A 25791-nucleotide genomic window follows, 5' to 3' on the forward strand; every position below is an offset into this window, starting at 1 on the left:
TGTCAGTAGTGTTTCGCTGTGCGGCTTGCTTGGGCGGTGAATGACGTCTGTGCGGGCTGCGCCCTGCGCTTCGACAGGTGAATCCCTGCAAGCATGCACCGGACCGATCCACCCGCGAGTTCGATTGTCGAGACATCGAACGGCAATAGTCGCGCGGACTGCTCGATTGCCGATATCTGCTTCGCCTGCAGCGCCGCATGTGCTCGCCCGGAAATGGCAACAATGCGACCATCCGTGCCCTCCAGTTCAATGGCATTGCCGGCGAAGTCTTCGATCTGCTCGATCGAAAGCTCCACGATCTGACGACCGGTTTCCTCCAACCTCGCGACGACTTCCCGCCGCCGCCAGGGATCAGGGATCGACTGCGCCCCTAACAACGCGAAATCGGTGCCGACGCACATCAGGACATTGGTGTGATAGACCGCCTTGCCGCTGCGATCGACTGCGTCAAAGATCATTGGCTCGAAATTGAAGTGCGTGCAGAACCGTTCGAGCGCAACCTCGTTTGCCCTGTTGGAACGCACCACGTAGGCGACACGGGCAATGTGGTCGAGCACCATCGCACCGGTCCCTTCGAGGAAGACCCCGTCCTTCTCGAGGCCGGAATAATCGATGACATCCTGAACCCGGTACTCAGCCTTGAGCATCTCGATGATGTCGGTCCGGCGCTCTTGCCTTCGATTCTCCGAGTACATCGGATAGATCGCGACATGCCCGCCAGAATGGGTCGAAAACCAGTTGTTCGGAAAGACGGAGTCGGGTGTTGCGGCCGACTCATCCTCATAGAGGTGGACAGTGATCCCGGCCTCAGCGAGGCCGTCCGCCATACGCGTGGCTTCTTGATATGCCAGAGCGACCAGATCATCCGGCTTCCGCGTTTCATCGCGCACCTGGAACGTATTGTCTGCCGCAGTGACCGGATTCGGCGTGAAGTGATGAGGGCGGATCATCACGACGGCCCTCGGCGCCTGCATGGATACTTTGCTCATCCCAATGCACCGCTCAGCCGCACTGGAGCCGGTTGGGCGGCGCGCAGGATCATGCCGTACAAGTCGCGGGGTTCATCCGGGTCGGCGAGGAGATCGAGTTCTTCGTAGAGTCCGGTGTCCTTGAGGCGGTCGCGCACATAGCGCAGGGCCGAAAAATCCTCGATCGCGAAGCCCACGGAATCGAACAAAGTGATTTGGCGCTCGTCGCGGCGGCCGGGCTCGTTGCCGGCGATCACCTGCCAGAGCTCGACCACCAAGTGCTCGGGCGCGAGCTGTTGGATTTCGCCTTCGATGCGGGTCTGTGGGGCGTATTCCACGAAGATGTCGGAGCGCAGAAGAATGTCGCGGTGCAGTTCGGTCTTGCCTGGACAGTCGCCGCCGACCGCGTTGATGTGGACGCCGGGGCCAACCATGTTGTCTGTAAGGATGGTGGCACACTGCTTGTCGGCGGTGACGGTGGTAATGATATCGGCGCCTTCCACGGCCTCCTGCGAGGAGGCGCAGGCGGTGATGTCCAGGCCGATGCCGGCGAGGTTCTTCGCGCAGCGGCGCGTGGCAGCAGGATCGACGTCGTAGAGGCGCAGTCGATCGACGCCGACGATGGCCTTGAAGGCGATCGCCTGGAACTCGGACTGTGCGCCGTTGCCGATGATCGCCATGGTGCGAACGCCCTTCGGCGCGAGATGCTTCGCCGCGACCGCCGACATGGCCGCGGTGCGGAGCGCGGTGAGGATGGTCATCTCCGTGAGCAGCATTGGATAGCCGCTTCCGACATCGGCCAGAACGCCGAAGGCGGTGACGGTCTGGCGGCCGGAGCGCGTGTTCTTGGGATGGCCGTTGACATATTTGAAGCCGTAGGTTTCGCCGTCGCTCGTCGGCATCAGCTCGATGACGCCGTCCACGCTGTGGGACGCCACACGCGGCGTCTTGTCGAACAGCTCCCAGCGGCCGAAGTCTTCCTCGATATAGCCGGCGAGGTCGGTCAGGAAGCGCTCCACGCCGATCGTCAGAACCAGCTTCATCATATTGTCCACGCTCACGAAGGGAACGATGTTTAGCTTCTCGGGCATGGTTCAGTGGTTCCTTGTCGGGCGGTCCATGATGCGGCGGCCCATTAGACTGGCGGTGAGGTCGACCATCAGGATCGCGGTGCGGCCGCGCTCGTCGAGGAAGGGGTTGAGCTCGACGAGATCGAGGCTGGTGACGAGGCCGGAATCGTGCAGCATCTCCATCACCAGATGCGCCTCGCGGAAGGTCGCCCCGCCCGGCACGGTCGTGCCCACGGCCGGGGCGATTGACGGGTCTAGGAAATCGACGTCCAGGCTGACATGAAGCATGCCGTCCTCAGCCAGGATGCGCTGGAGAAAAGCGCGTAGCAGAGGAGCGATCCCGTGCTCGTCGATCATGCGCATGTCGTGGACTGTCACCCCGGCGAGTTTCAGCGCCTCACGCTCGGCCGGATCGACGCTGCGCACACCAAGCGTGCAGATGCGCGCCGGATCGACCGCAGCTGGCAGGTCTGGGAAATAGCCGTGAAAGCCTTTTTGCCCGCTGGCGTAGGCGAGCGGGACGCCGTGCAAGTTGCCGCTGACCGTAGTGTCGAGCGTGTGAAAGTCCGGGTGGGCATCCAGCCAAAGCACGAAGAGCGGCCGGCCCAACTCCTTGGCACGACGGGCAACTCCGGACAGCGTGCCGGCAGAGATACTGTGATCGCCGCCGAGAAAGATCGGCATTGCTTCTCGGCTCGCCGCATAGGCAGCTTCGGCGATCGCTCCGGTCCACGCCGAGACCTGCGGCAGCGCCTTCAGGCCGAGGTTCTCATGCGCCACGGGCGGAAGCGGTCCGGGCGCGACCGCCCCTGCGTCCTCCACTTCATGGCCGAGTTCCGTCAGCGCCTGCGCGAGTCCCGCGGCGCGCAACGCGCTCGGTCCCATATCACAGCCCATGCGTCCGGCCCCGTCCTGGACCGCCGCGCCAACGATCCTACACAGCATGTCGCCGCTCCCTATTGCTGCTGGCAGCGCGCTGGTTCGGCGCGTCACCCCACTCGAACCGGGATGCGAGCCTCGATACGGCTGAAAATCCATACGAGCAATCCCGTGAGAACCATGTATGTCAATGCAAGCAGAAGCAATGGCTCGTATATCACCAATGTATCCTGGCGAACGCGAGCTGAAACTGCATAAAGGTCGACAACCGTGATAGTAGCGACGAGCGGTGTCGATTTGAGTTGCATTACTGTTTCACCGGCCAACGTGGGCAACGCCTTGTGGATTGCCTGCGGCAACCAGACCCGGCGAAAAAGCTTCCAGCGGTTCATACCGAAAGCGCGTCCCGCCTCGAGCTGGCCGCTCGGCACGCCGGCAAAAGCACCGCGCATAACCTCGCCTACATAGCCTGCGAAGGACAGCGTTAGAGCCAGTACAGCGTATGGCCACGCCTGGCGAACGAGAGGCCAGATATCGGATTCGCGAATCCATGGATATTGCGGGAAGAGCGAGCCAAGCCCGTAATAGAGCAGCCAAATTTGCAGAAGCAACGGTGTGCCTCGAATGACGGTGCAGAAAGCTTTCGCTGGAAGACTGAGCCAACTAGGGCCCACTACTTGAGCGAGCCCAAGTGGCAATGCCAGAACGAAGCCGAAGACGCAGGTCACGATGAGGATCCAGATCGAACGCCATAAACCAGCAATCGCAAGCATGTAGTAGTCGGCCAACCAGTCCCAACGCATGAAGACGGCTGCTGCGGTGATCAAGACAAGGCCGATCACGATCAATACGACGCGGTGTGGCTCCAACCGTGCGAATGGGCGGCAGTTTGCCGCAACAGTCGTGAAATAGGCCATCAGCGGCTCTCCGCTATCGGCTGCCGGCCGCGCCTTGCCCAATGCTCGACCCGTCCGATGAGGACGTTGGAGATCAAAGTGAGCAGTAGATAAAGCACGCCAGCGGCCATGAAGAAGGTGAAATAGGCCTTTGTAGTGCCCGCAGCCTGCCGTGTTTCCAGAGTCAGTTCATTGAAGCCCACAACGGCCAGAAGTGCTGTGCCTTTGAACGCAACCAGCCAGAGATTTGCGAGACCCGGGATCGCGAAGGGCAGCATCGCCGGCAGAGTAATGCGTCGCATCAGCATCCTTGGGTTCATACCAAAGGCTCGCCCGGCCTCGATTTGGCCTTGCGGCACCGCGAGGATCGCGCCGCGCAGCACCTCCGTTGCGTACGCGCCCTGTACGAAGCCGAGCGCAACGATGCCTGCCATCGGCCCGCTGACGTCGATCCGTCCGTAACCGAGAGTTTCCAGGAGGCGGTTGATCAGGTCCGGAACCGCGAAATAGATAAGCAGAATTAGCACAAGTTCCGGTACCGCGCGGATGAGGGTGGTGTAGACTTGAAGCAAGTCGCGGCGCACAGGTCCGCCGTAAAGCTTGCCAAAAGCACCGCCAATGCCAATAACCAATCCCAAGGCGAATGCGCCGACACCGATCCCAATTGAATTAATGAATCCGCGAACCAGATTTCCGCCCCAGCCAGGCGGCGTAGGTGCAAGCAACTCGAACATGCTGGTCTGCGCCAGCGACAAAAAGACAGAATCGGTCAAGAACGCCTCCACCTTGAGGATTGACCCTCGCCAAGAGCCTGCCGTTCACTGGTGCGTGACGAAGGAGGCCGCCTGCCTCCGACTCAACAGGCAGAAGTATTTCGAGGGTCTACGTAACAGGAGAATTTCGTCTGTCATTCGCCGTAAATGTCGAATGAGAAGTACTTTTTCGTAATTTCATTGTACTTCCCGTTCGCGCGAATCCCCTTGATTGCGGCGTTTATCTTTTCCTTGAGCATGGTGTCTCCCTTGCGCAGACCCGCGCCCGCGCCCGGCGCGAAAATCTCGGGGTCATTGGCAACCTTGCCCTTTATCTCGCAGCAGGCCTTACCCTGGTCAGTCTTCATGAATTGATCAATGGTAAGCGGGCTAGCCAGAATGGCGTCGATCCTGCCGGCGACCAAGTCCTGGTTGGCCTCATCCTGTGTCTGGTACGTCTTCATCTCGGCCAAGCTGTCTTTGAAATGCTTGCTGGCATAGACCTCGGCATTGGTCGAGACCTGAATACCGAGGATCCTGCCCTTGAGGCCCTCAGGGGTAGGATCCACTGCAACGCCCTTGGGACCGGCAATCGTGTACCCGTTATCGCTATAGTACTTGTCGGAGAAATCGATCGTCTTCTTGCGCTTCTCTGTGATTGACATCGAACTCATGATGACATCGATTTTCTTTGACGTCAGGGAAGGAATGATCCCGTCCCAGGCGACCGGAGTGATGACACAATCGAGTTTTGCCTCGGCGCAGATCGCATCAATGATCTCAATTTCCCAGCCGACCCATTTTCCAGAGGCGTCCAGGGACGAGAATGGAGGGTAGGGCTCGGCCGCGATTCCGACCTTCACCTGTTCAGCTTGCGCCATCAAAGTAGATGCGCAGAAGATTGCCGCTGCGGCCGTCAATTTGGAAAGTATTCTCATTGTTTTCCCCTATAAGTCAGATGGTTTAGTCTGTTTTTCAGGCGCTAGCCCACTCTGCGGATGAATTGTTGAAGCCGCTCCGATTTCGGAGATCCGAAGATTGCGTCTGGTGGCCCTTCTTCCTCGACGCGGCCCTCGTGGAGAAATACCACGCGGGTCGCGACCTCGCGGGCAAATTTCATTTCATGCGTGACCAGGATCATGGTGCGACCTTCGCGGGCCAAATCGCCGATTACGCCCAGAACCTCACCGATGAGTTCGGGATCGAGTGATGAAGTCGGTTCGTCGAAGAGCATCACGCGTGGCTGGACCGCGAGAGCGCGCGCGATCGCGCCGCGCTGCTGCTGTCCGCCGGATAAAAATGCCGGGTATACGTGCCGTTTTTCCAGAAGCCCCACTCTCGCAAGCAGTTTCTCGGCTTCGATGATCGCCATTTCACGCTTGACGCCAAGCACATGGACCGGAACCTCGATCACATTTTCGATCAAGGTCATGTGGGTCCAGAGATTGAAGCTCTGAAAGACCATGCCGAGCCGGGAACGTACACGTTCAATCTGCTTTCGGTCCGCCGGGAGGGTGCTGCCATTTCCGTCAGGCTTGAGACGTATTTCCTCGCCGTTCACCCTGATAACGCCGCTGGTGGGGTTTTCCAGGCAGTTGATGCAGCGAAGTAAAGTGGATTTGCCGGAGCCGCTGCCCCCGATAATCGCCACCACATCGCCGTCGCGCGCAGATAGCGAGACCCCCTTCAACACATGAAGGGCGCCAAACTTCTTGTGCAAGTCCTCGACATGGATCGCCTCCGCGGCCGTGTCCGTCACCGCGTGGCGAGGAATTGCCATGATCGTGGCCGTCATTGCTGTGCGCCTGTATCGCCGAGCACAACATGAAAGGGCGAGACCAACAGCACTGTTCTGAGCGCCTTCATTTCGTTTCCTCTATTTCTGCGCCAATGTCTCAGACATAGACGCGCGGGATGTGGTCGCGGAGCTGGGCATAGAGACCGATGAGGTCCGTGCCCCATTGAGCGGCGACTTCCTCGTGAGTGATGGTCTGGTGCGCTTGCTGTCCGAGCAGGAGCACTTGGTCGCCAAATCTTGCATCAGGCACGTCCGTCAGATCGATGCGCAGGTGCTCGAGATGCGCGGGAGGGAGCAGGCGCGCGCGCTGCCCCCTCACCAGCGCCTCGGCCTGGGCTGGCACGTGACGCGGAAGGCCATCCCCCCACCCCATACCTAGGACGCCGATGGTCATTCCCGACCGAAAACCGGGTATGTCTGGTATAGGACCGAGAGAAGCGTCGATCCGCTTGACGGAAACGAGGCATGTCGAAATGGCCTTGAGCGCCGGCCGCAGGGTGACGGCCCGCATGGGTCGATCCGTCTCGGGAAGACCGATAAACAGGGCCCCGGGATCGACGGCATCGAGATCCATCGCGGGATGCCGAAGCACACCGGCAGTACTCGACATCATAATGATCGGGGGACGGGTGCCGGACGCCTCGGCATCCTGTAGAATCCGCTGCAGGCGGGAAAATTGCTCGCTAGCATCCGAAGTCACTGATGTGGGCAGCTCGCTGAGATGGGCGTAGAGCCCCTGTACTTCAACGTCGTTGCAGACGTGCGCGGCTGCGAGAAGCCGGCCTATCTCCTGCGGCGTGGCCCCAGCCCTGAAGAACCCGAGATCCGCCTTGACGAAAATACGGGTGACGCTCATGGCGGCGCGCCAGGACTCCAGCTCATTGAGGCTGGAAACGGTAACGGTGAGTCCGAGCGCTTCAATTGTTTTCGCCGATGTCGGTAGGGGACCGGGATAAAGCAAAACCGGGAGATCGATGCCCATTTCCCGGATGGCCATAGCATCGGGCAAGGTTGCGACAGCAAAGCCGTCAGCCCCCTCTGTTGCCAGTGTGCGGGCGACAGGTCCCGCTCCACAGCCATATCCATTGCGCTTTAAGCAGGCGAAAATCTTCACTGTCCGGGGAAGATGCCTACGCAGCTGACGGTAATTGTGCCTGATCGCGCCGAGGTCGATCTCGTAGCAGGCCTCCCGGGACGCCGCCTTTTTGCTCTGCACCGTCGCAATAGACGTTAACGCGCACATAGGTTCTGACGTTTTTCCCAACCGCTTTTTATTGCTTGTTTGCATGCGAAACGATGCGAGGAATCGCCAAAACCGTCAATTTATTAAGTTTTTGTGACACCCTATTAATTTTACTGATATGGCCACACACACGAGGCAGGCAAATGGCTGGATGACGCTCCGCGATGCAGGGCTGCTGCCTGGCAGGCCTGATCAGCAGCCTGCAAGCATCTTTGAGCGACGGCTTGCCGACACCTTGCTTGTTCCTCATTATGGACGCGGCGCTTCGGGCCCGCCTGGCCGGGTCATCCAGCCAGGCGGTGCTGTGGGCGATCAGAATGGACTGGGGGCTGCGCTAGGTGCTGGTGGTCGAGCTGGCTACGGGAGTGACAGCACCATTACAGGCGCGGGTTCACGACAGGGCTCAAGCAGCGCGGACTTGCCAATGTCGAGTTCGCGGTCTCCGACGGCCATCCGGCCCTCAGGGCGCGTTCAGGAAGTGCGGCCCCAACGGATAGCATGTGCACGACTTAGCCTAGCGCTGTGGTTCGCCAAGCGGAAAACCAAAAACTCGAAGCTTGGCGCAGAGCTGGGGTGAGAAATTCATGAGAGGTGGCCGAGGCGAACCGCTACTTCAATACGGACCATTTGCGCGAGCGCAGAGAAGGAAAGGCCTGGGGACATTCATCGCTTGAACGCGCTGCGGTTCCCTGTTCTGCTAACCCCCGGGGCGCAGCAGACAGTCGATGTCATTGCGACGCCATTCGCGGAACTTGATGAACCCAACTGTGACGGAGCGTTGTCCGCCAGATAATGAAACTCTGCAAGCGAGGCCGCCGAGCGTAAGGTCTTCTTGCACCTATGCAAAAGCCGCTGCCTTACCGCGCAAGTTGTCGACCGTGATCTCGGGCGGAATTGGGCAAATGTAGCGTCGCCCGCCAGTACGCTCCTTCAATTCCGCTTTTGCCCGGGCGATAAGATCGGGATTGCGCAGGCAATCTGCCGCGGTGGTCGCCATTGCTTTCGCCGCGAGCACCATTCCTTTATGGGCTGCTGGCAGATTCCCTTGCGTGACGAGCTGCCAAGTGTGGAACGGCGTACCTATAGCGAAGCAGGCAGTGCTGCACTGAACCGTGGGCACGATCCAGCTCACGTCGCCGACGTCAGTGCTGCCCATCATCATCCCTTCGCGCGCAGGAATGGGAAGTAGCCCGTCATGCAGCACCTGGCTCGCCAGCGAACGGTCGTAGAGCGCAACGCTCGCCACAATCTCCTCGTTCGTAAACGCGTTCTTCCGCAGTTGTTCGGCGAAGGCATAATCCGTATCGTCGAAGCCCGGGCCGCCGAGGCGACTCATGTTTTCGTACATAACCTCCTGCAGCACTTTGTTAGGCAGAACGTTCGAGTTTGCATCCATGATCTGCACCTCAACGGTGGTTTCCGTCATCAGCGCGGCGCCATCGGCGATCTTCTTGACGCGCTGGAACAGGTGCTCTGCATCCGGCAAATGCGGCGAACGCACCAGGTAGAGTGATTCCGCAAAAGCCTGTACCACGTTCGGCGCATCGCCACCCGTATTCGTAACGGCATAGTGGACGCGCGCATCCGAGGCCATGTGCTCGCGCATGTAATTTACGCCCACATTCATCAGCTCCACCGCGTCGAGCGCGCTGCGGCCAAGATGGGGAGAAACCGCCGCATGCGACGCCTGACCCGTGAAGCGGAAGCTAGCCTGAATGCACGCGAGAAACGAGGTGGACTGCACCTCGTTGACGACGTTTGGATGCCAGCAGAAGGCGGCATCGAGATCATCGAAGAGACCGGCCCGTGCCATGAAAGTCTTGCCCGATCCGCTCTCTTCCGCCGGGCAGCCGTAATAGCGCACCGTGCCCGCGATGGCGCCCGATGCAAGCGCATCCTTCAAGGCCACGGCTGCGAGCGCAGATCCGGAACCGAGAAGATTGTGCCCGCAACCATGCCCAGATGCGCCCTCCGTGGTAGGCATGCGCTCGGTAATGCCCGAAACTTGCCCGAGAGCCGGCAGCGCATCGAACTCCCCCAGAAAACCGACTGTTGGGCTACCGCTTCCATGTTCCGCCACGAAGGCAGTGGCCATGCCGCAGAGCTTTTTGGTAATGCGAAAGCCCTCGTGCTCCAGCAAGGCGATCTGCTCGGCGACCGCGCGATGCTCCTCGAAGGCGAGTTCCGGCATGGCCCAGATGCGGTCGCTGAGCGCACAGTAGTCGGCGCTCTTGGTGTCCACGCGCCGGGCGATTTCATAGACGCCCAGCCCATCGTTATGCATGTTCGGTTCTCCTCATTGTCCAAATGCGCATTTGGAACCGTTCGGCTGTAAGGGGGCGCCCCGTCATCAGTGCATTGGCACTATACGACACGATCATCAGGATGCGGGCCAGGTTGACGTGCATGGACGACGCTACCTGTTGGCGGCGACCTCGACGCTGCGGGAATTAGCTTTTGGCAGAAGAACGCGAGCATCTTCCAGCACTATTTCGGTTCCATACTTTTGCGAGCGTCGAGATAGGTCTTCGAGCATTGAACCAGCCAGCTCTTTTGATGCGGGCACGGGCACAAGACGCTCATGATACCTGTTGCTGCTCAGCCGCTGCTCCCCTCCAATCACGATTGGAGCGAGGTCGATTGACTCCAAGTGGTTGTTGCCATCGAAGCTGCACGTCGCGACGATACTTTTCCAGATATCTGGTGAACTCCATTCGTCCTCACCTTCGGGTAGATGAAACAGGAAATTTCCCAATCCGTAGAAGATCGGAGCCCCGCGGTAGATTTCGATCGGCTGCAGCACCGGTGCGCCGTGGCTGGCGAACGCATTCGCTCCCGCATCAATGCAGGATCGCGCGAAGAATTGAACCCATTCGGGAACCTCGCGCCAATCTGGTTCCCAATGATGATGATGAAGATAGGCGATGACAAAGGCACCGGCCAACGAGGCCTTCCGGATTGCGGCGAGCTGACCTCGTAAACTTTGCTCGTTGAAGATGATCCTTCGGCAGTTCTCGGAGGATCGGCGAAAAATGGTTCCGTAAAAGTCGATTTCATCGGACGATGTCAGTTCGCGAGGATCGTCCGGCTGCGTGTAGGTTCCGCGCTCCATAGAGTTGCTTAAAAACGTTTCCTGAATGGAACGCAGGTTCGCGAATTTCTCATCGTCAACCTCGAATACCCGCGAGACATCGAGTTTGTTCACCCCCGGTCGAGCGGGACGGGTACCTGCCGCATTGTCAGCGTACATTGTGGCTGGCCCTGGTCCGGCATCCATCGCGATGAGGGCGACCTTCCTCTTGCCGAGTTGCTTGATGCCGGCTTTGCTCGCGTCACTGGCGTCAACGCCAATTCCTGCACGCAGAAACTCACGCTCGTCTACTTCCTCAAGTGTCGAAAGCACTCCTGCGGGCCCAAGATCGAACGCATGATTATTGGAAAGAGCCAGTGCGCTAAAGCCAATATCCTTCAAATTATCCAACACGACAGGTGGAGAGCACTGGAAATAGGTGCCTTTCATCGGCCACCCACCATGCCGGCCGAGAATCGTGGTTTCTAAATTCGTGAATGAGGCATCGGCTTGCCGGATCAGTTCTTTGATCGTGGCGAAGCCGTCGTCCGATACATGCCGAATATCGTGGTAGATGAGGGACTGTCCGGTGAGGGCGAGGGTGAACGGCGAAGGCATGATTGAGTATCAACCCCTGTATGGGCAAATGTCATTAGCGGCCACTTTTTGTGGCAACCGATCGACTGCGGAGAAAGTGTTGGCTAGTTCCTTGATCCGGTAAGGATCGGCCGTGCGGATTTACGACAAGCGCGGGTAGTTGGTTGCGGGTGCGCAACGTCCGAGCTGGGGTCGGAACAGTTCCTGCCAGAGGCACGGAAATACGAATGCCGCATATGTGCTTTTCTAACGTTATAGTCCGCAATTTTTAGAGCTGTGTCCCCTGTGTTCGATTGTGAACTATCCGCTCTGCCAGGGGATGGGTGTTGCTGCATGCGTCATGTCAGCGTTCTCTCTGATGCGTCTGATCCACTGGTTTTGTTACGCCAGACGATGGGGAGAATCGGGAAAATGGTCAATTTATTAAGTTTTTGTGACACCCTATTAATTTTACTGATATAGCGGCCAAACGGAGCTCTGGCCCTGCGGCCACCAATTCGGACAAAGGCAATGGAAGAGATTTCCGGCCGAAACAGCAAGGCTGGGTTCAGGTCCGCTCAGATTTTTCGGGAGATCATGAGGACCGGTTCTACGAGGCGGGCCGCCCGAGAACTCGGGATTACCCAGTCGGCCGTAAGCCAGCATCTCAAGTTGTTTGAAGAAGCTGTTGGTGAGAAGCTTTTTGCGCGAGATCCCCGCGGCCTTGTTCCAACCACGCGCGCCATCGAAATTTACAACCGCATAGACAGATACTTTGAGACCCTCGGCCACATCGAGAGGGAAATCACCGATTCTTTCAGCGCCAAGCGAAACCTCCTGACGATTGCCGCACCGCATATATTCTCGTTGAGACTCATCCCCAAAATAATTCTTGCGCTAAATAATCTAGATTCGACTCTAGAATTTCATTATAGGGCCCAGCGATACGACGAGATAGCACAAAGCGTTGTGACGGGAGAGGCCGATATCGGGATTTCCCGACTGCCGTTAGATGAACGCTTCTTTGAGTGGAAGATAGTCGCCGAAAGCAAGAGTGTCTGCGTGTTGCAACCCGACCATCGCCTTGCTGAAAAGGACATCATAACTGTTGACGACCTCTCAGGGGAGCCCCTTATCGTTCTAGAGAGAGAATACACTTCTAACAAATTGGGCCTATTGACATACGGGCGGAGAGAACTTCCTTTATTGCCGAAGGTTCATTCGGACACAATAGGCTTGGATGCTTCCTTTGTCGCATATGGTATAGGTATTGCAATAGATAATGAATTTGTTGCACAGCAATATCAAATGTTTGATGTGAAAATCGTTCCTTTTGAGCCGTCAGCGAGATACGACTACGTGGTATTTTGGCGCCGCGGCAGCGATAATATTTCGCAAACGTCGCCAATTGTGGATACTTTCGTGGAGGTGATCCACCGTGAACAATCGTTCGGGCGTGAGGGGCCCAAAGCGGCTTTCCACCCCCATAGCATCTAATGCCGGAAAAATTGTACCTGAGTGGCTGTTTCGGTCGATTGCAGCGGTGACATCCCTACTTCGTGACATCCCTCCTTTTGGAGAGCTTCAGCACGCAATTCCGGGTGCCAACAACCGCCCTTTGTCTTGGTGCATTTGAAAAATTCACCTTGCCTGCTATGTTGTCTAGAATCCATTTTTGTTAAACGGACCTGAGGGAACCCCTATGACGAAGACAGCTGTACGGATGCGTCGCGGCCAAGGGCCAGTGGGCAAGCGGACGAGAACCCATCCCAAGCTGGCTGAGAAATTGCAGATGCGTCGATTGGCCAGGATTAACGCGGTCCTGCAGAGGGCGGAAGAATCTGGCCTGCGCGCTGAGAAGGACGGCAGGATTGCGGGGCGGGTGAGTGCTAATCTAATCAAGAAAGCCAAGGCTCGAACCGGATTGACGTCTGATACCGAGCTCGTCGAATTTGCATTGGCCAATGTGGCTCTGGAAGACAACTTCGCCGAGACCTTCAGGAAAACACGGGGGACTGTGGATCCGACGCTGAAGCTCGGATTCTGAATTGGCCGATTTCGACTTTGGTGCGGCCTTAAGGTGGTCGCGATTTGATCCTCAAAAAACCTTGAGCCGCCGCCCCGACACGGAGCTGCCGATCATCGGCAACCTCGGCGGGGCGGGGCAAGAACTGCTGCTGGACACCTGCGTCTATATCGACGGTTTGCAAGGCCGGGCGCCTGACGCAGTTGCCGACCTCCTCGATGTCAGGCAGGTCAACCATAGCACCGTAGCGATCCAGGAGCTGATGCACACTGTAGGCGTGCTTGATCCGAAACACTCGGGCACGAGTAAAGCTGTCAAGCAGATCGGGAGCATGATCAAGGACATGCCGTCCCATCGGGTTTTTGCACCAGATCCCGATGTCTTGGGCCGAGCCGCCCTTCTCTCAGGAATGCTGTGTCGCCTCCAGGGCTACAAGCATGATTCCAAGCTTCGGGCGCTTCAAGACTGCGTGCTGTTCCTGCATGCGCAGAAAATGGGATTTTCCGTTCTAACGGGCAACGTCAGTGATTTCGACTATTTGCTGCAGTTAATTCCGAAGGGTCGGGTTTTGATGTATCGGCCAATCTGAGTATAGCCGCCTTCCGCGCTTCTGGGCGAAGGCGGCAATGACTTGGCCACCTTCCGCAGTCGCCTGACCCGGGACTCCCATTCGCCCATGCAGGACGGCTCGAAGACCTGCGGCAGCCCTGGTCCGTTCCAAAAGCTCAATGCCAGACTTTCGTTATCGACAGGCAGGCCGCAGCATAATTTGGATGGGTCAAAGCGTCCAGATTGTCCATAGCCGATCTTAACTGTTCTTCCCAATCAATGTGACGAGAGACAATTCGGTCAGAAACTCCAATCCTCTCGCTGACAGGAGCTAGTGCCATCGAACGGGTCACACAGGCGGTTCAAGTGCGTACGAACTGAGCCAAGGAAGAGCTTTGCTCACTTCGAGGGAATTCGTTGACTCTGCAAACCGTGCGGCAGCCGATCAGGCGCTGCAAGTCGACCAGATGCGTGCCGCAGGCCAATCGAGGAACGCTTCATCGCCGGATTTCAGTCTGTACCAGGCCGGGCGTGCTCAGGATCACGTGACGGACCGCCTCATGGTAACGGACCTAACCAGTGCAACGACAACGGCGCAAGCGCCTGCTCGATCGTGCTTTCGACATCCGCCCTGTGGACCGGCTTCTCTTTGAGACGCTCAACCAGCACGGTTGCACCGGTGACAAAGCCCGGAGTGCAATAGCCGCACTGGAATGAAAAACGTTCGACGAAGGCCTTATCGCGGAGAGCCGGACGACATCGCCATTCGCGTCGCGTTCGGCATGCCCTTCTTATGTGCGGACGGACTTGCCATCGAAGAAATGCGCTGCGGTGATGCAGCTGCGGATCTGACGGTAACGTCCTTCCGGGTCCTCGAGAATGATCGCGCACGCGTGGCAGATGCCTTGGCCGCAGCCAAGCCGCGATCCCGTAAGGTTGAGATATTCGTGCAGGAAGTCGCACCTCCGATGTCTGTGTCCAGACCCCGACATCCCTGGCATGCGGCAGGCAATACCGGTTCCAGTTCCGGTCGGGTCCGTCCTCATAGAGCGGCAAAGCCTCGAGCAGGGCGTGGCCGACGCCCATGGCCAGGCTGCCTTGGAGCTGACACGAGACGAGTTCCGGCACGATTTGGTGCCGCCTTCGAGGATGGAATGATGCGAAAGGAGCTTCACGTCCCCCTGAGGCGGTGTCCACTGCGACTGCTGCGATCGTCGCCACGCCCGCGTAACAGGTGCCGGCGGCGTTCTGGCGCTGTACCGGCGGATAGAAGACTTGGCTGTTGGCGCCGCTTTCCGAACTGGTCAAAGCGCGCCAGCTGGTTTGAAGGCACTGATGACCTGCGGCGGCTTCCATTTTCTCGAGCGGCGCTCGCCTCACCTAGTACTCCCGACATTCCGGCATCGCTGACAAACGGCGCGGCCTTGCCCGGTCATGAAAGCGGCCTTGCCCGGTCATGAAAATCGCGGGCGTCTCTAACGCCGCAAGATTGAAGCGCATGACTTCTGCTTCGGATCCGCATGTCCTGACTGATCTGTCCTCTGTTGAGCCTTCAGAAGGAGATGGCCGAACTCCTCGCAGCCGAGCCGCGCCTGCTGGCTTGCGATTGTGTGTCGCCCCGCGTCCCGCCGAATTGACTTTGCGCGCTTTTCCCTTCCTGAAATCCGGCCACACTGACCGGGCGACTAATTTTCACAGCCAGGATAGCCTCCCATCTGCACAGCTCCCGCCAAACCCAGCAGCGCTAGGCGCTTTCCGAAACGTCCAGTCACGTTTTCAACGCGCGTGTTGGAAACGGTGAATCGTCGACACATTTCCGCCACGGTTTAGCCGCGCCGAAGCCACAATTTCCCACGACATAGCCGGCGTTGCCCTAGACGGTTCGGTCCGGCACCGGCTCAACAAGCCCCCCGCCCTAGGGTCAGTGCCGGATCGAACCACCCTCTTCTTGCGGGACACAGGTCCGAGCCTGAATGTGCTCAGCAGAAGTAAGCTGGTCCACTTCATGGCGAGGCGGTCTCCCAATCGCACAGGGCTGCAAACACCTGCACAGCAATAATGGTTTGCGGCGCGCATCGGCTTGAGGCGACTTAGGCCAGCTCTACGATGCTTTAGTGTGCGACTCATTCAAAGTAGCAAACTGACGCTAGTCAGAAAGCAAGCCTGCATACCGGTCGGCGCTGTCGATGCTCCTATAATAGTTGGTGTCTTCAACCGTGCCTGATTATCCTACGATCTCATCGACTTGCAGTGATCCTGTTAGATCTCGGTCGCTGCGCCTCGGCTCTGGCTGCAGATCGGCTCACTATTCCCATAGGCCGAAATAAGTTGGAACCGCGTCCCGGACTTCCCCACGTGAAAACACGCTGACCGTCGATGTTGCTCTCCACGTGCGGTCGCCCGCCCAGGATGTGAAATGCAGCTTTGCAGGATCGAAGGCGCGGGCCACGCAATGTATCCCTCTCATGTTCGTCCCTGCGATTGCTCTCCTTGTATCGCGGATCCATGCAGCGTTTGTGGATCATCTGCCGCACTAAGTGTGCCAAGAGAAAAAGCCTCTGACTAAACCGTTGTGGGCCGCCCATGCCATCCGAACCCGACATTGTTCCACAGCCGACACTGACGTCCTGGCTGGCCTAGGGCGTGGGACCTGAAGTTGCGACCACGAGCACAGAGCCGGCTCGGCGACGAGGCGAGGGCCATCGGCAAAAAGAGTAACAAACACCGTGTTGCACATGCACGCTGGAGAATACTTGATGGCGGTCGGATTCACTCCGTCAGGCGTGACAGTTAGCGTATCGTTTGCCTTCGCATCGCGCGGAAGTGTGCGTGCTCAGAGCGTAATAGCGCCGCGATCGCGACGGTAACCTGAAAACTCCTTGAGCCTTGATAAGGCGCTCAATTCGAGCTTGTGCCCAAGAACAGGCCTGTCGGCCAGGACGGCTGCGTGCGCGAGTCATGCCATCGCGTCTGCGCTTCGGCGCCACTTGAACCCTCCTTTATCCCCTTGCATCCGATCGAGGTGCAGCTGAAGAAACTGACCGTCTTTGCGTAACTGAAGTTTTCCTGAGTCCTGCATCGTCGTGGGGCGGGGAAGGAGAGGGGATGTTGCAGCCAAAGCAAGTAATGTCGATGGTGCGCCTGCATCAATGCGGTTGGAGCGCAAGGCTGCGTGGCCATTGCAGCTGGTCATGTTGCTGCGGAGCTGGCGCTGAATAGGCCGTCCGTTCCGGGGTGACTGCGCCAGGCGACCTCCCGTTGAGAAAACCCCGGGCACGAAGGCGTTGAACATGTCGCTGTCGCCCAGCTGACGGTTGACTCGCCAGCGGCTGGGGCTAACGCCGGGCACTCATAGGCGACAGGCGGCCGGGCCGAGAAGGGGCGGCATTGTGCGATGCCGCGCTGCCCGCCAGCGCGATTTTTCCCGCCCGTCCTTTGCACCTCGCCTGTCACCGGCCCCGTCGCGAGATTGCCATGAGCCTGCAGCAGGAAGGCCGGATGGTGGCAAAGCGCGGTGGTGCTATTGGCGGCCGCGCAAATTGCCGGGCCGCGGCTGATCAGCCGGAGCGGGCGGTGGTCGTTGTAGCAACGCTCGATCATCCACCCTGCGCTCAAAGGAGAAGCTGCCGCGAGGATATCACCCCGGGCTCTTGCAACGACCGGAAGGAGGAGGCGACAGAGCCGGGGCGTACCATTCATGCGCTTTGGCAGAAGTCACTCACGGCATTTGATGCCAGCCTCGTCATCTTGGCTGGGACGAGACTGGAACCTTCTGCCAGACTACAACTGTAACACCATATCGGTTCAGCAGGTCAGGCTTGGGTGATAACCTCATGCGTAGAATAACGACTTTGGAGACCGAGCAATGGATCGCGATAACAAACGGGCACGCGCAGCTGCAAGTTCATCCCAAGCCAGGGAACAAGCCAGGGAACCCTCTACCATCCTGTCCCTTACAGAGGGGCCATTAACGCAGGTAGCAGAACGGCTGGTAACCGCTAACCCGCGCGATACAGCGCGAAACCTTGCAGGCTTCAAAGGCCTCGGGAAGGAAGCGCGAACAGCCATTCGGGGTACTCAACCCGGGCAAGAAACTGAACTCGCAAAATTTGAAAGGCGGGGCAATCAGCTCGGACGATCAGCCGTCGAGCTGACTTGGAAGCTGACATCCGAATTGGGGTACCGGCCGGACAACGTTGCATTGGAGCAAGTCAGAGCGGTCAGCAATATAGCCAATTACCTAACGCCACACATGCAAGATGCTGTTGTCAATCGCATTGGCAACATGGATCCGGCCTCGCAAGCTCTCGGAGCTCTTAACGTTGCGCCCAACTTCGGCAAGTTCAATAACGAAAACCAATCTCGCATTCTTGATCAAGCCGTTGAATTGATGTCTGATCCGAACGGCAACATCAGGATGGTGGCACAGAATGCAATTATCCAGGCGTATCACCAGATGGATCCAAATCAGCAGGCCCAAGCTCACGCAGTTCCCGGCCTGGAACCCCTCTTGCGGCAAATGCCTCCGCCGCAGCATGCAGAGGAACGGCATGCGGATCTGGACGCCCACATAGCAGGCCTTGAGGCTGCGGTTCATGCGACAGGCACGCAAATCTCCTATGAACAGCTGCAGCGGGGTGGTCTAGTAGGGCAGGCCATAAACCGCAGCTACAGTCAGGCCCGAGCGGACCTGCAGGAGTCCACCAGGAACAGGGATCGCGGGGGCCGTTGAGATCTCGGCAACAGTAGACGCTTTCTCTCCCGAATTGCGTTCACGGCCTGGCTGTTTCCAAGTCGCTGGCCGTTGACGCACTAACTTGTGTAACTTTCAAAAAACCACGTCTGCCGGGTGGTGCGATGCAACCATTGCGCCACCCGCCTCGGCATCGATCTGTCGAGCGGCGACATCACGACGTCGGTTCGGTGTCTGAAGCCGCACCATGAGCTGCGGCAGGCAATGGAACAATGCCTTCAACCAAAACGACGACCCCCAACATAGCCGTTAGCATCGCCTGCTCGCTCGCCGTGGGGTTCTGTGCGGCAAGTCTGTACGCAACCTTCCTCCACGGCGGTGGCGGCGAGGCCTTGATGGCGTTTGATGTCCGTGCCTTTTGGTTTGAGACGCCCTTCTATCTGGGTTTCGCAACCCCCGTCTTCTATCGGGGCGCGGCTATCGTGCTCTCGACATCCGCGGTCGTCTTGCTGATTCAGCAGGTCGTATTGCGCCGCAAGCTCGAACACCACGGGACGGCTCGTTGGGCTCGAGTGGATGAAATGCGACGCACCGGATATCTGCGACGATACCGTGGCGTGAAAGGACCGGTATTTGGGAAGACGAGTGGCCCTTTCTGGCCTGGTTACTACCTGACCAATGGCGAGCAGCCTCACAGCCTCATCGTTGCACCGACCCGCGCTGGCAAGGGCGTCGGCGTAGTCATTCCAACGCTACTTACATTCAAAGGCTCAGTGATAGCTCTGGACGTCAAGGGGGAGCTCTTCGAGCTCACCTCGAGGGCGCGCAAAGCCGCAGGCGATGACGTGTTCAAATTCGCGCCGCTGGATTCGGAGCGGCGCACGAACTGCTACAATCCACTGTTGGACCTTATTGCGCTGCCTCCACAGCTCCAATTCACCGAAGCCCGCCGCTTGGCCGCAAACCTGATTACGGCCAAGGGGGAAGGCGCGGAAGGTTTCGTCAGCGGCGCGCGAGATATCTTTGTCGCGGGGATCCTTGCCTGCATCGAGCGGGGCACGCCGACAATCGGCGCCGTCTATGATCTCTTCGCCCAGCCGGGGGAAAAGTTTAAGCTCTTCGCGCAACTCGCCATGGAGACGCGAAACAAAGAGGCTCAACGCATCTTCGACGACATGGCCGGGAACGACACAAAAATCCTGACCTCCTACACTTCCGTGCTCGGCGATGGCGGGCTCAATCTCTGGGCGGATCCCGCTGTTAAGGCGGCCACAAGTCGCTCGGACTTTTCGGTCTATGATCTTCGCCGTCGCCGAACGTGCATCTATCTTTGTGTTGGTCCAAACGACCTTGAGGTGATCGCGCCTCTGATACGCTTGTTTTTTCAGCAAATCGTTTCAATTCTACAGCGGTCGCTGCCCCGCCCGGAGGAAAAGCACGAGGTTCTCTTCCTGCTCGATGAGTTCAAGCACTTGGGTAAGCTGGAGGCGATCGAGACCGCAATTACGACTATCGCGGGCTACAAGGGGCGTTTCATGCTCATCATCCAAAGCCTTTCGGCACTGACAGGGGCTTATGGAGAGGCTGGCAAGCAGAATTTTCTCAGCAATACCGGCCTGCAAGTGTTCATGGCAACGGCCGATGATGAGACCCCGAACTACATTTCCAAAGCCATCGGTGAATACACGTTTGAAGCCAAATCGATTTCCTACAGCCAGGCGCGAAGATTCGACTGGAACATTCAGAATTCGCATCAAGGTGCACCGCTGTTGCGTCCCGAACAGGTTCGGCTGCTCGACGACGACTACGAGATCGTTCTCATCAAAGGTCTGCCACCATTGCAATTGAGGAAGGTGCGATATTTTTCGGACCGCATTCTGAAACGCATCTTTGAAGGCCAGACAGGCGCCCTCCCGGAGCCGGCACCGTTGACGGAAGCAGAGGAGGAACTCTCCACAGACTTTCGACTCGATGAGCCGCCGCGTGGATTGGCGCAGGAATTTAACGATACCGTTTGATGTGAGGCTAGTGTGGACCCGCGAAAAAATCCATCCCGTGCAACAGCTTTGCCGCAGGACGCCGGCTTGGAAGGGCGGCAAGCGGGCGAGGCCCGGCGAGTGAGCGTGGCGCAGCAAGTGGCCGAGGCGTTCCGGCCGATGTTCGATGATCGAGCCGACGAGGCGCACAATGAAGGGGCCGTTCTGCGAGTGGAACAGGGGCTCCGCGACGTGCTTCACCAAGAGCAGGATGATCAAGCCGCTCAGCCAATCGTAACAGCCAGCCAACAGCAGATCCGACCCTTGTCGGATGCGCTTGACCAGGGCAACCACCGGCCACAGTTGGTCATCGTCAATGGTGAACATTTCACAGCGCTGTGGCCAGCGGAGAGGCTGGCGGCCCTGAATGCGCGGCAAGCCGTCGCCCTTCACCAGCAGCCGAGCCAAATCGGCCATTCGGGCGGCCGCGTGCCGATGCAGCCCCTCATGCAGCGGTTGGCTGAATTGCCATTGGCAGGGCTACCCGTTCAAGGCGCAAGGGCCGAACACATCAGAAGGATGCATGTGCAGGCCGCGCCCTCCGCAAAATTTGAAGCGCCCTCCGCTGCGATCGGGAGCTCCATAACCGTCTCGTTCGCCCTCCCCAAAGGCGTCTCCCATGGAACTCAACGCGTCCCACAGGCGATGCTCTCTTCCTCGGACCGCGATGGCCGCTTGCCTGATGCGGGTCCGGCCCGGCAAGTGGGCATTGAGCAGCACGTGGCCGCGCCGCGCCGCTCCAATCCGGCTCCTGTCGCGCCTCGAGTACGTCGTGACCCCAGCTATCGCCATGTGTCCGACGAACACTGGAACGTTATTGATAAGGCGATCGCCCAGGCTGCGGCTTCTCAGCAAGGCTATAGCAAGAGTAGGCTTCAAGCTCACGCTTATTCGCTTCGCCGATTAGCGAATCATTTCGGCGAGCGCGGCCAAGCGAATGATCTAACAAATCACCAATCCCTGGTCGACCACCTCGATACTTTCTTTCCGGACTACCCTGATATGAAGACGGCGTTGAACGTCCTGCGTGCGTATCATGAGCCGGACTATTCAGTTGCTGACCGGCCGGTGCCCGCAAAGGCGGACGCGCACCTCCTGGAAAAAGCGGCCGGTGACAGCGGGTTGGCTTCAAGCACCCGTGTTATCTATAGTCGTAGTCTTCGCAAATTTTCTGCGGCGCTTAACAAACAGGGTCAGACGATCACTGGGCTGGATCACAATGAGCGGGCGAAAATCGCCGAGAGCTTGTACCCAAACGATCGCTATCTCAGCCACGCGCTAGAGCGGATTCGCAAAGCGGACTCATACGCGCTTGCCAAGGCGAACCTATCGCTGTTCGATGATCGAGCCGACGTGGTGCCAACCAATACAGAGGCGCTTGTGCGAATCGAGCAGGGGTTGCACGGCGCGCTCCAGGAAGGGCAGAATGATCAAGCCGCCTCGTCTTTTTTCAACAACCCAAGCACGCCCGCTGGACGGGATAACCTCAACACAAGCATGTCGGACGCTTTCGCAAACTCTGGATGGGCCGGAGTTCAGGCCGCCGCTCCGCCAGTCCTAGCTGCCAGCCAACAGCAGATACAGCCCTTGCCGGATGCGCTTGATCAGGGCGCCCACCGGCCACCCCGGTGGGTCGCCACCAACAATGAACATTCCACAGCGCTGTGGCCAGCGGAGAGGCTGACGGCCCTGAATACGCCGCAAGTCGTCGCCTTTCAGCAGCAGCCGAGCCAAATCGGCAATTCAGGCGGCCGCGTGCCAATGCAGCCCCCCATGCAGCAGTTCGGTGAATTGCCCTTGGCTGGGATACCCGTTCCAGGCACAGGGGCCGAGCCCATCAGAAGGACGCAGCGGGCCGCGCCCTCCGCAAGGTCTGAGGCGCCCCCCGCGGCGATCGAGGACTTTATAGACCTTTCGTCCGCAGTCCCCGACGGCTTCTCCCATGGGACTCAACGCCTCCCAGAGGCGATGCTCCCTTTGCTGAATCACCATGGCCTCTTGCCGGATGCCGACAAGCCGGAATGGAACTTCGATATCAAAGGTCACGGCTACACCGCCCTGACGCCGGAGGGCGGCAACGCCGTTTGGCTCGTCCATCGCGGTGCGATGAGGGAAGCTGCAGCGGCAGCAGTACCGGCAAGGGCTCCAGAACCCGCCTTGCCAGCGACGCAGTCGGACACCTATCGCGGTGTTCCGTTGGTCGATCTGACCACCTCCTCCGAGGCACACATCGCAGCCCTTCCGTCAGGCTCGTTCAACCTCCCCGAAGGGGCGGTGCTCGGCCCCGACCTGCTGGGTGACGCCCATATCAGCAGGGATTACCAGTTGCTGGCGCAGAGCCTGCAGATGCACCACCCAGCACTCGCCGCCCGAACGCGGCTTGTGGATTCCTTGGTCTCCCAGCAACTGCGCCGTCACGACCGGGACCCGGACCCCATAGTGCTGTCCATCTATCATCAAAACGACGTCGCAGCCGACTTCGTGTTCCTGCCTGTGAACAGTGGCGATCCCATGGCTGCGGCGGGGAATGATGGACGCAACGAGCATTGGTCGCTGCTGCTCGTAGATCGCAGCGACCGGGATAAAGCGGTTGCCTATCACTACGACTCCATCCGTCGTCGCGATGGACTGCCATACAATGACGCGCCTGCACGAGAGCTCGCAGCCAGACTGGACGTGACCACCGTGGTGACACCCGCCATGGCCCTGCAGAACAACGGTGTTGATTGCGGCGTGTTCGTGGTGGACGGCACGCGCTCCCTGGTTGAGAGATTGGCGAACCAGGACTTGCCAGACCCGCAGCGGCCGCTGCACCTCGAGGCCCTCGTCCCCGATCGGCAGGCGCTGCAAAACCGACTGTGGCAGGGGCGCTTGCCCCACGAGGTTGCAAGCCCCGCGGAAGTGTTTGGAGCAGCCGGGTCGCAGGTGCGACACGCGGTGTTGCAAGCGCAGCAAGCCCGACAAGTCGCGCCAGCCTCGTTTGAACGGCACGTGAGCAGGACTCGCCACGTCCAGGCCGAGCTGACGAGTGCACTTGAAAGGAGCAACCGCGTGAACAGCGGGGGAGTCATCATAAACAATGAACACTACACAGCGCTGTTGACACCGGCGAAGAGGCAGAGGACTGAAAATCCGCAAATCCTCAGCACGGAGCGGCAAGCGCGTGCAGCAAACACGTCGTCCATCAGGCAAGACCCCGATCAAGCCCGAGCGGACCTCATGACTTCCTACAGAAGCAGAGAGCGCTCCGACGCGGGGCGTTGAGCTCGATGGCCGCGATGAAGCAGAACAGCTCTTTTGGCGACCACGTCCCAACAGCTGGCTGCGCAGGCCGGCTCGAGGTTCTGGACGGTCGGACGGGACGGCGGGTGCGCTCGGAGGCCGACAGAGCCCGGATTGCCGCCGAGAGCCTGATGCCGGAGGTGCAGGTGGCGGCGGTCGCCCGCAAGCATGGCGCGACCCACCGATTGGCGGCGTCGCCTTCGTCAGGGACAACTGGCACTGCCAGAAAGCATGGCGCCGATGTTCGCGCCGCTGATGGTGGATGAATCGTCGGCGCCTCAGCGGACGATGAGGCCACCGAAATCGGCGCAAGCGACCCTGGCCGAGCGCCAGGCTGCCTTGGCTAAATCCGAAGAGGCGCGGCGTCGCCTGGAGACCATCGTCGGTCAGCTCAATCACGAGAAGTTCGGCGCCAGGTCCGAGAAGCTGCATCCCGATCAATACCACCTGCCGCTCGAAGACGTGGAGATCGCGCAGGGCGTGCTCGACGCCGCGCAGGAAAGGGCGCAGCGGGTCATCCAGGGTCGTTCGGACGGCGCGTCCGGTTCACGCCCGCGCAACCGTGGTCACTTGCCGGCTCATCTGCCGCGAGTGGAACGGATCATCGAGCCCAGAGCACGCTGTGCCCCTGCGGCTGCGGCGAGATGGCTAAGGATCGGCGAGGATGTCAGCGAGCGGCTCGACGCGATCCCGGCGCAGTTGCGCGTGCTGGTCAGGCGCCGCCCGAAATACGCTTGCCGGCGCTGCTCGAGCGCGGTCGTGCAGGCGCATGCGCCCGAGCATATCGTGTCCGGCGGCCTGCCGACCGAGGCGCTAATCGCCCAGGTCATCGTCGCCAAGTTCGGTGGTCATTTGCCGTTCTACCGGCAGGCCGAAATCTACGCCCGCCAGGGGCATCCAACTGGATCGCGCCACACTGGGCAATTGGGCAGGCCGGGCCTGCTTCCATCTTAAGCCGAAGCCCAGGCATCTGTCTGACGCGGATCGCCTGTTCATTGACGCCTATGAGGGCTATGACCGGCTGAGATGCCTGGAACGGCCGCAACGACCGTGGCTGCTCGTCCATTGCTGGAGCCGCCTGCGCCGACGGTTTGTGAAGCTGGCGCGTAACACCAAGTCCCCGATCGCCGAAGCGGCGATACGCCAGATCGCGGCGCTCTACGCCATCGAGCCACCAGTGCGCGGCATCGCCTCAAGTCCGGCTTGCCGCTCGACAGGATTATTCCGCGCCGATCATCGCCGCCCTGAAACATGGTTCGAAAAGCAACTGTCGATGATCTCCTCCGGCTCCAGGTTGGCGGAAGACACCCGCTATGGGCTCGCTCACTGGGAGGGGCTCACCCGCTTCCTCGACGACGGCCGGCTCCAGCCCGACACCAACCCAGTCGAAAACGCCATCCGTCCAGTATGCGCGACCAGAAAAAATGCTCTGTTTGCTGGCCATGAAGTTGCGGCCGAAAACTGGGCACAGCTCTCATCCGTCGTGGCCACCTGCAGGCTCAACGACGTCAATCCCGTTGCCTACCTCGCCGAAACTCTCGACGCCATCATCAACGGCCATCCGCAGAGCCAGATCGAGGAACTCATGCCCTGGCGATTCCGGAAAACGTCAAGCCCAAATCCATAGGCGATCGGCGAGGCGCTTACGCTCGACAGGCGATACACACTTCTCAAATTGGGTCTCTCGCGCTTCGTTGGGAGGGTCGCATCGCGATCGACAGCAACACCGTCGAGCGCTCAATCCGTGCGATCGGGCTCAAACGACAAGAACGCGCGCTTCGCTGGCTCGAACTGCGGTGCCGAAATAAGGGGCGGTGATTGCATCGCTGAGACCCGCAAGCTCAATGGTGTCCAGCCACTCGGCTATCTCGCCGCCGTCCTCACCAGCATCGTCAACAGCCATCCCAACAGCCAGATCGACGACCTACGCCTTTGGCCTGTACCCCGGCGCCG

Annotated in this window: 20 protein-coding genes and 1 pseudogene; 10 read left to right on the forward strand and 11 right to left on the reverse strand. The window is 59.3% G+C overall.

The features are described from left to right. Positions 1 to 2: 2 nt before the first annotated feature. The 10 genes from ctlX to LB568_RS21420 form a co-directional block, all read right to left on the reverse strand. Entirely contained in the window at positions 3 to 989 is a 987-nt protein-coding gene (ctlX, locus tag LB568_RS21375; RefSeq protein ID WP_064993330.1) for a citrulline utilization hydrolase CtlX, read from the reverse strand. Next, the gene (locus LB568_RS21380; RefSeq protein WP_064993329.1) at positions 986 to 2059 is read right to left on the reverse strand and encodes an ornithine cyclodeaminase; all 1074 of its coding nucleotides are present in this window, start codon (positions 2057 to 2059) and stop codon (positions 986 to 988) included. Before LB568_RS21380 ends, ctlX begins: the two co-directional genes overlap by 4 nt. A gap of 3 nt (positions 2060 to 2062) precedes the next feature. After that, a complete protein-coding gene (gene rocF, locus LB568_RS21385) occupies positions 2063 to 2983 on the reverse strand; it encodes an arginase (protein ID WP_064993328.1) in 921 nt (306 codons plus the stop codon). A 44-nt stretch (positions 2984 to 3027) separates the two neighbouring features. Then, complete coding sequence (locus LB568_RS21390; RefSeq protein WP_064993358.1) at positions 3028 to 3834, reverse strand: ABC transporter permease; 807 nt, start codon at positions 3832 to 3834, stop codon at positions 3028 to 3030. Beyond that, complete coding sequence (locus tag LB568_RS21395; protein ID WP_198327675.1) at positions 3834 to 4547, reverse strand: ABC transporter permease; 714 nt, start codon at positions 4545 to 4547, stop codon at positions 3834 to 3836. The genes LB568_RS21390 and LB568_RS21395 overlap by 1 nt, the downstream gene beginning before the upstream one ends. Before the next feature lie 173 nt (positions 4548 to 4720). Beyond that, the gene (locus tag LB568_RS21400; protein ID WP_064993327.1) at positions 4721 to 5503 is read right to left on the reverse strand and encodes a transporter substrate-binding domain-containing protein; all 783 of its coding nucleotides are present in this window, start codon (positions 5501 to 5503) and stop codon (positions 4721 to 4723) included. 44 nt (positions 5504 to 5547) lie between these two features. Further along, positions 5548 to 6360: an ABC transporter ATP-binding protein gene (locus LB568_RS21405; RefSeq protein WP_064993326.1), complete on the reverse strand. Its 813-nt coding sequence runs from the start codon at positions 6358 to 6360 to the stop codon at positions 5548 to 5550. Positions 6361 to 6460: 100 nt separating this feature from the next. Then, positions 6461 to 7651 (reverse strand): alanine racemase, encoded by a 1191-nt coding sequence (alr, locus tag LB568_RS21410; RefSeq protein WP_224655959.1) that lies wholly within the window; start codon positions 7649 to 7651, stop codon positions 6461 to 6463. Between the two features lie 793 nt (positions 7652 to 8444). Continuing rightward, complete coding sequence (locus tag LB568_RS21415; protein WP_064993324.1) at positions 8445 to 9890, reverse strand: M20 family metallopeptidase; 1446 nt, start codon at positions 9888 to 9890, stop codon at positions 8445 to 8447. Between the two features lie 132 nt (positions 9891 to 10022). Then, complete coding sequence (locus tag LB568_RS21420) at positions 10023 to 11294, reverse strand: CapA family protein (RefSeq protein ID WP_064993323.1); 1272 nt, start codon at positions 11292 to 11294, stop codon at positions 10023 to 10025. Positions 11295 to 11783: 489 nt separating this feature from the next. Between LB568_RS21420 and LB568_RS21425 the strand changes: the two genes are divergently transcribed. From LB568_RS21425 to LB568_RS21435, 3 genes are all read left to right on the forward strand, one after another. Then, complete coding sequence (locus tag LB568_RS21425) at positions 11784 to 12749, forward strand: LysR family transcriptional regulator (protein ID WP_064993322.1); 966 nt, start codon at positions 11784 to 11786, stop codon at positions 12747 to 12749. 205 nt (positions 12750 to 12954) lie between these two features. Then, a complete protein-coding gene (locus LB568_RS21430) occupies positions 12955 to 13299 on the forward strand; it encodes a hypothetical protein (RefSeq protein WP_064993321.1) in 345 nt (114 codons plus the stop codon). Position 13300: 1 nt separating this feature from the next. After that, entirely contained in the window at positions 13301 to 13867 is a 567-nt protein-coding gene (locus tag LB568_RS21435) for a type II toxin-antitoxin system VapC family toxin (protein ID WP_064993320.1), read from the forward strand. Positions 13868 to 14385: 518 nt separating this feature from the next. On the opposite strand, the gene LB568_RS21440 is transcribed toward LB568_RS21435, so the two are convergent. Next, positions 14386 to 15183: a 2Fe-2S iron-sulfur cluster-binding protein gene (locus LB568_RS21440; protein ID WP_140725118.1), complete on the reverse strand. Its 798-nt coding sequence runs from the start codon at positions 15181 to 15183 to the stop codon at positions 14386 to 14388. A gap of 2118 nt (positions 15184 to 17301) precedes the next feature. Here LB568_RS21440 and LB568_RS21445 point away from each other — a divergent pair. The 7 genes and pseudogenes from LB568_RS21445 to LB568_RS33825 form a co-directional block, all read left to right on the forward strand. Next, entirely contained in the window at positions 17302 to 17619 is a 318-nt protein-coding gene (locus tag LB568_RS21445) for a hypothetical protein (RefSeq protein WP_064993319.1), read from the forward strand. A gap of 73 nt (positions 17620 to 17692) precedes the next feature. Beyond that, entirely contained in the window at positions 17693 to 18559 is an 867-nt protein-coding gene (locus LB568_RS21450) for a hypothetical protein (RefSeq protein WP_064993318.1), read from the forward strand. A 233-nt stretch (positions 18560 to 18792) separates the two neighbouring features. Next, positions 18793 to 20538 carry a type IV secretion system ATPase VirD4 gene (gene virD4 / locus LB568_RS21455; RefSeq protein WP_064993317.1) on the forward strand — a complete coding sequence of 582 codons (1746 nt, stop codon included), beginning with the start codon at positions 18793 to 18795 and terminating at the stop codon, positions 20536 to 20538. A 99-nt stretch (positions 20539 to 20637) separates the two neighbouring features. Continuing rightward, on the forward strand, positions 20638 to 23820 hold the full coding sequence (locus LB568_RS21460) for a Ulp1 family isopeptidase (protein WP_064993356.1): 3183 nt from the start codon (positions 20638 to 20640) through the stop codon (positions 23818 to 23820). A 258-nt stretch (positions 23821 to 24078) separates the two neighbouring features. After that, entirely contained in the window at positions 24079 to 24792 is a 714-nt protein-coding gene (locus LB568_RS21465; RefSeq protein ID WP_224655957.1) for an IS66 family transposase zinc-finger binding domain-containing protein, read from the forward strand. After that, on the forward strand, positions 24683 to 25465 hold the full coding sequence (locus LB568_RS21470) for an IS66 family transposase (RefSeq protein ID WP_224655956.1): 783 nt from the start codon (positions 24683 to 24685) through the stop codon (positions 25463 to 25465). The genes LB568_RS21465 and LB568_RS21470 overlap by 110 nt, the downstream gene beginning before the upstream one ends. Positions 25466 to 25582: 117 nt before the next feature. Beyond that, a pseudogene (locus tag LB568_RS33825) lies at positions 25583 to 25717 on the forward strand (hypothetical protein); the annotation flags it as partial. Positions 25718 to 25791 lie beyond the last annotated feature (74 nt).

It is taken from the genome of Mesorhizobium sp. B263B2A, from assembly GCF_020165775.1.
Taxonomy (GTDB): Bacteria; Pseudomonadota; Alphaproteobacteria; order Rhizobiales; family Rhizobiaceae; genus Mesorhizobium; species Mesorhizobium opportunistum.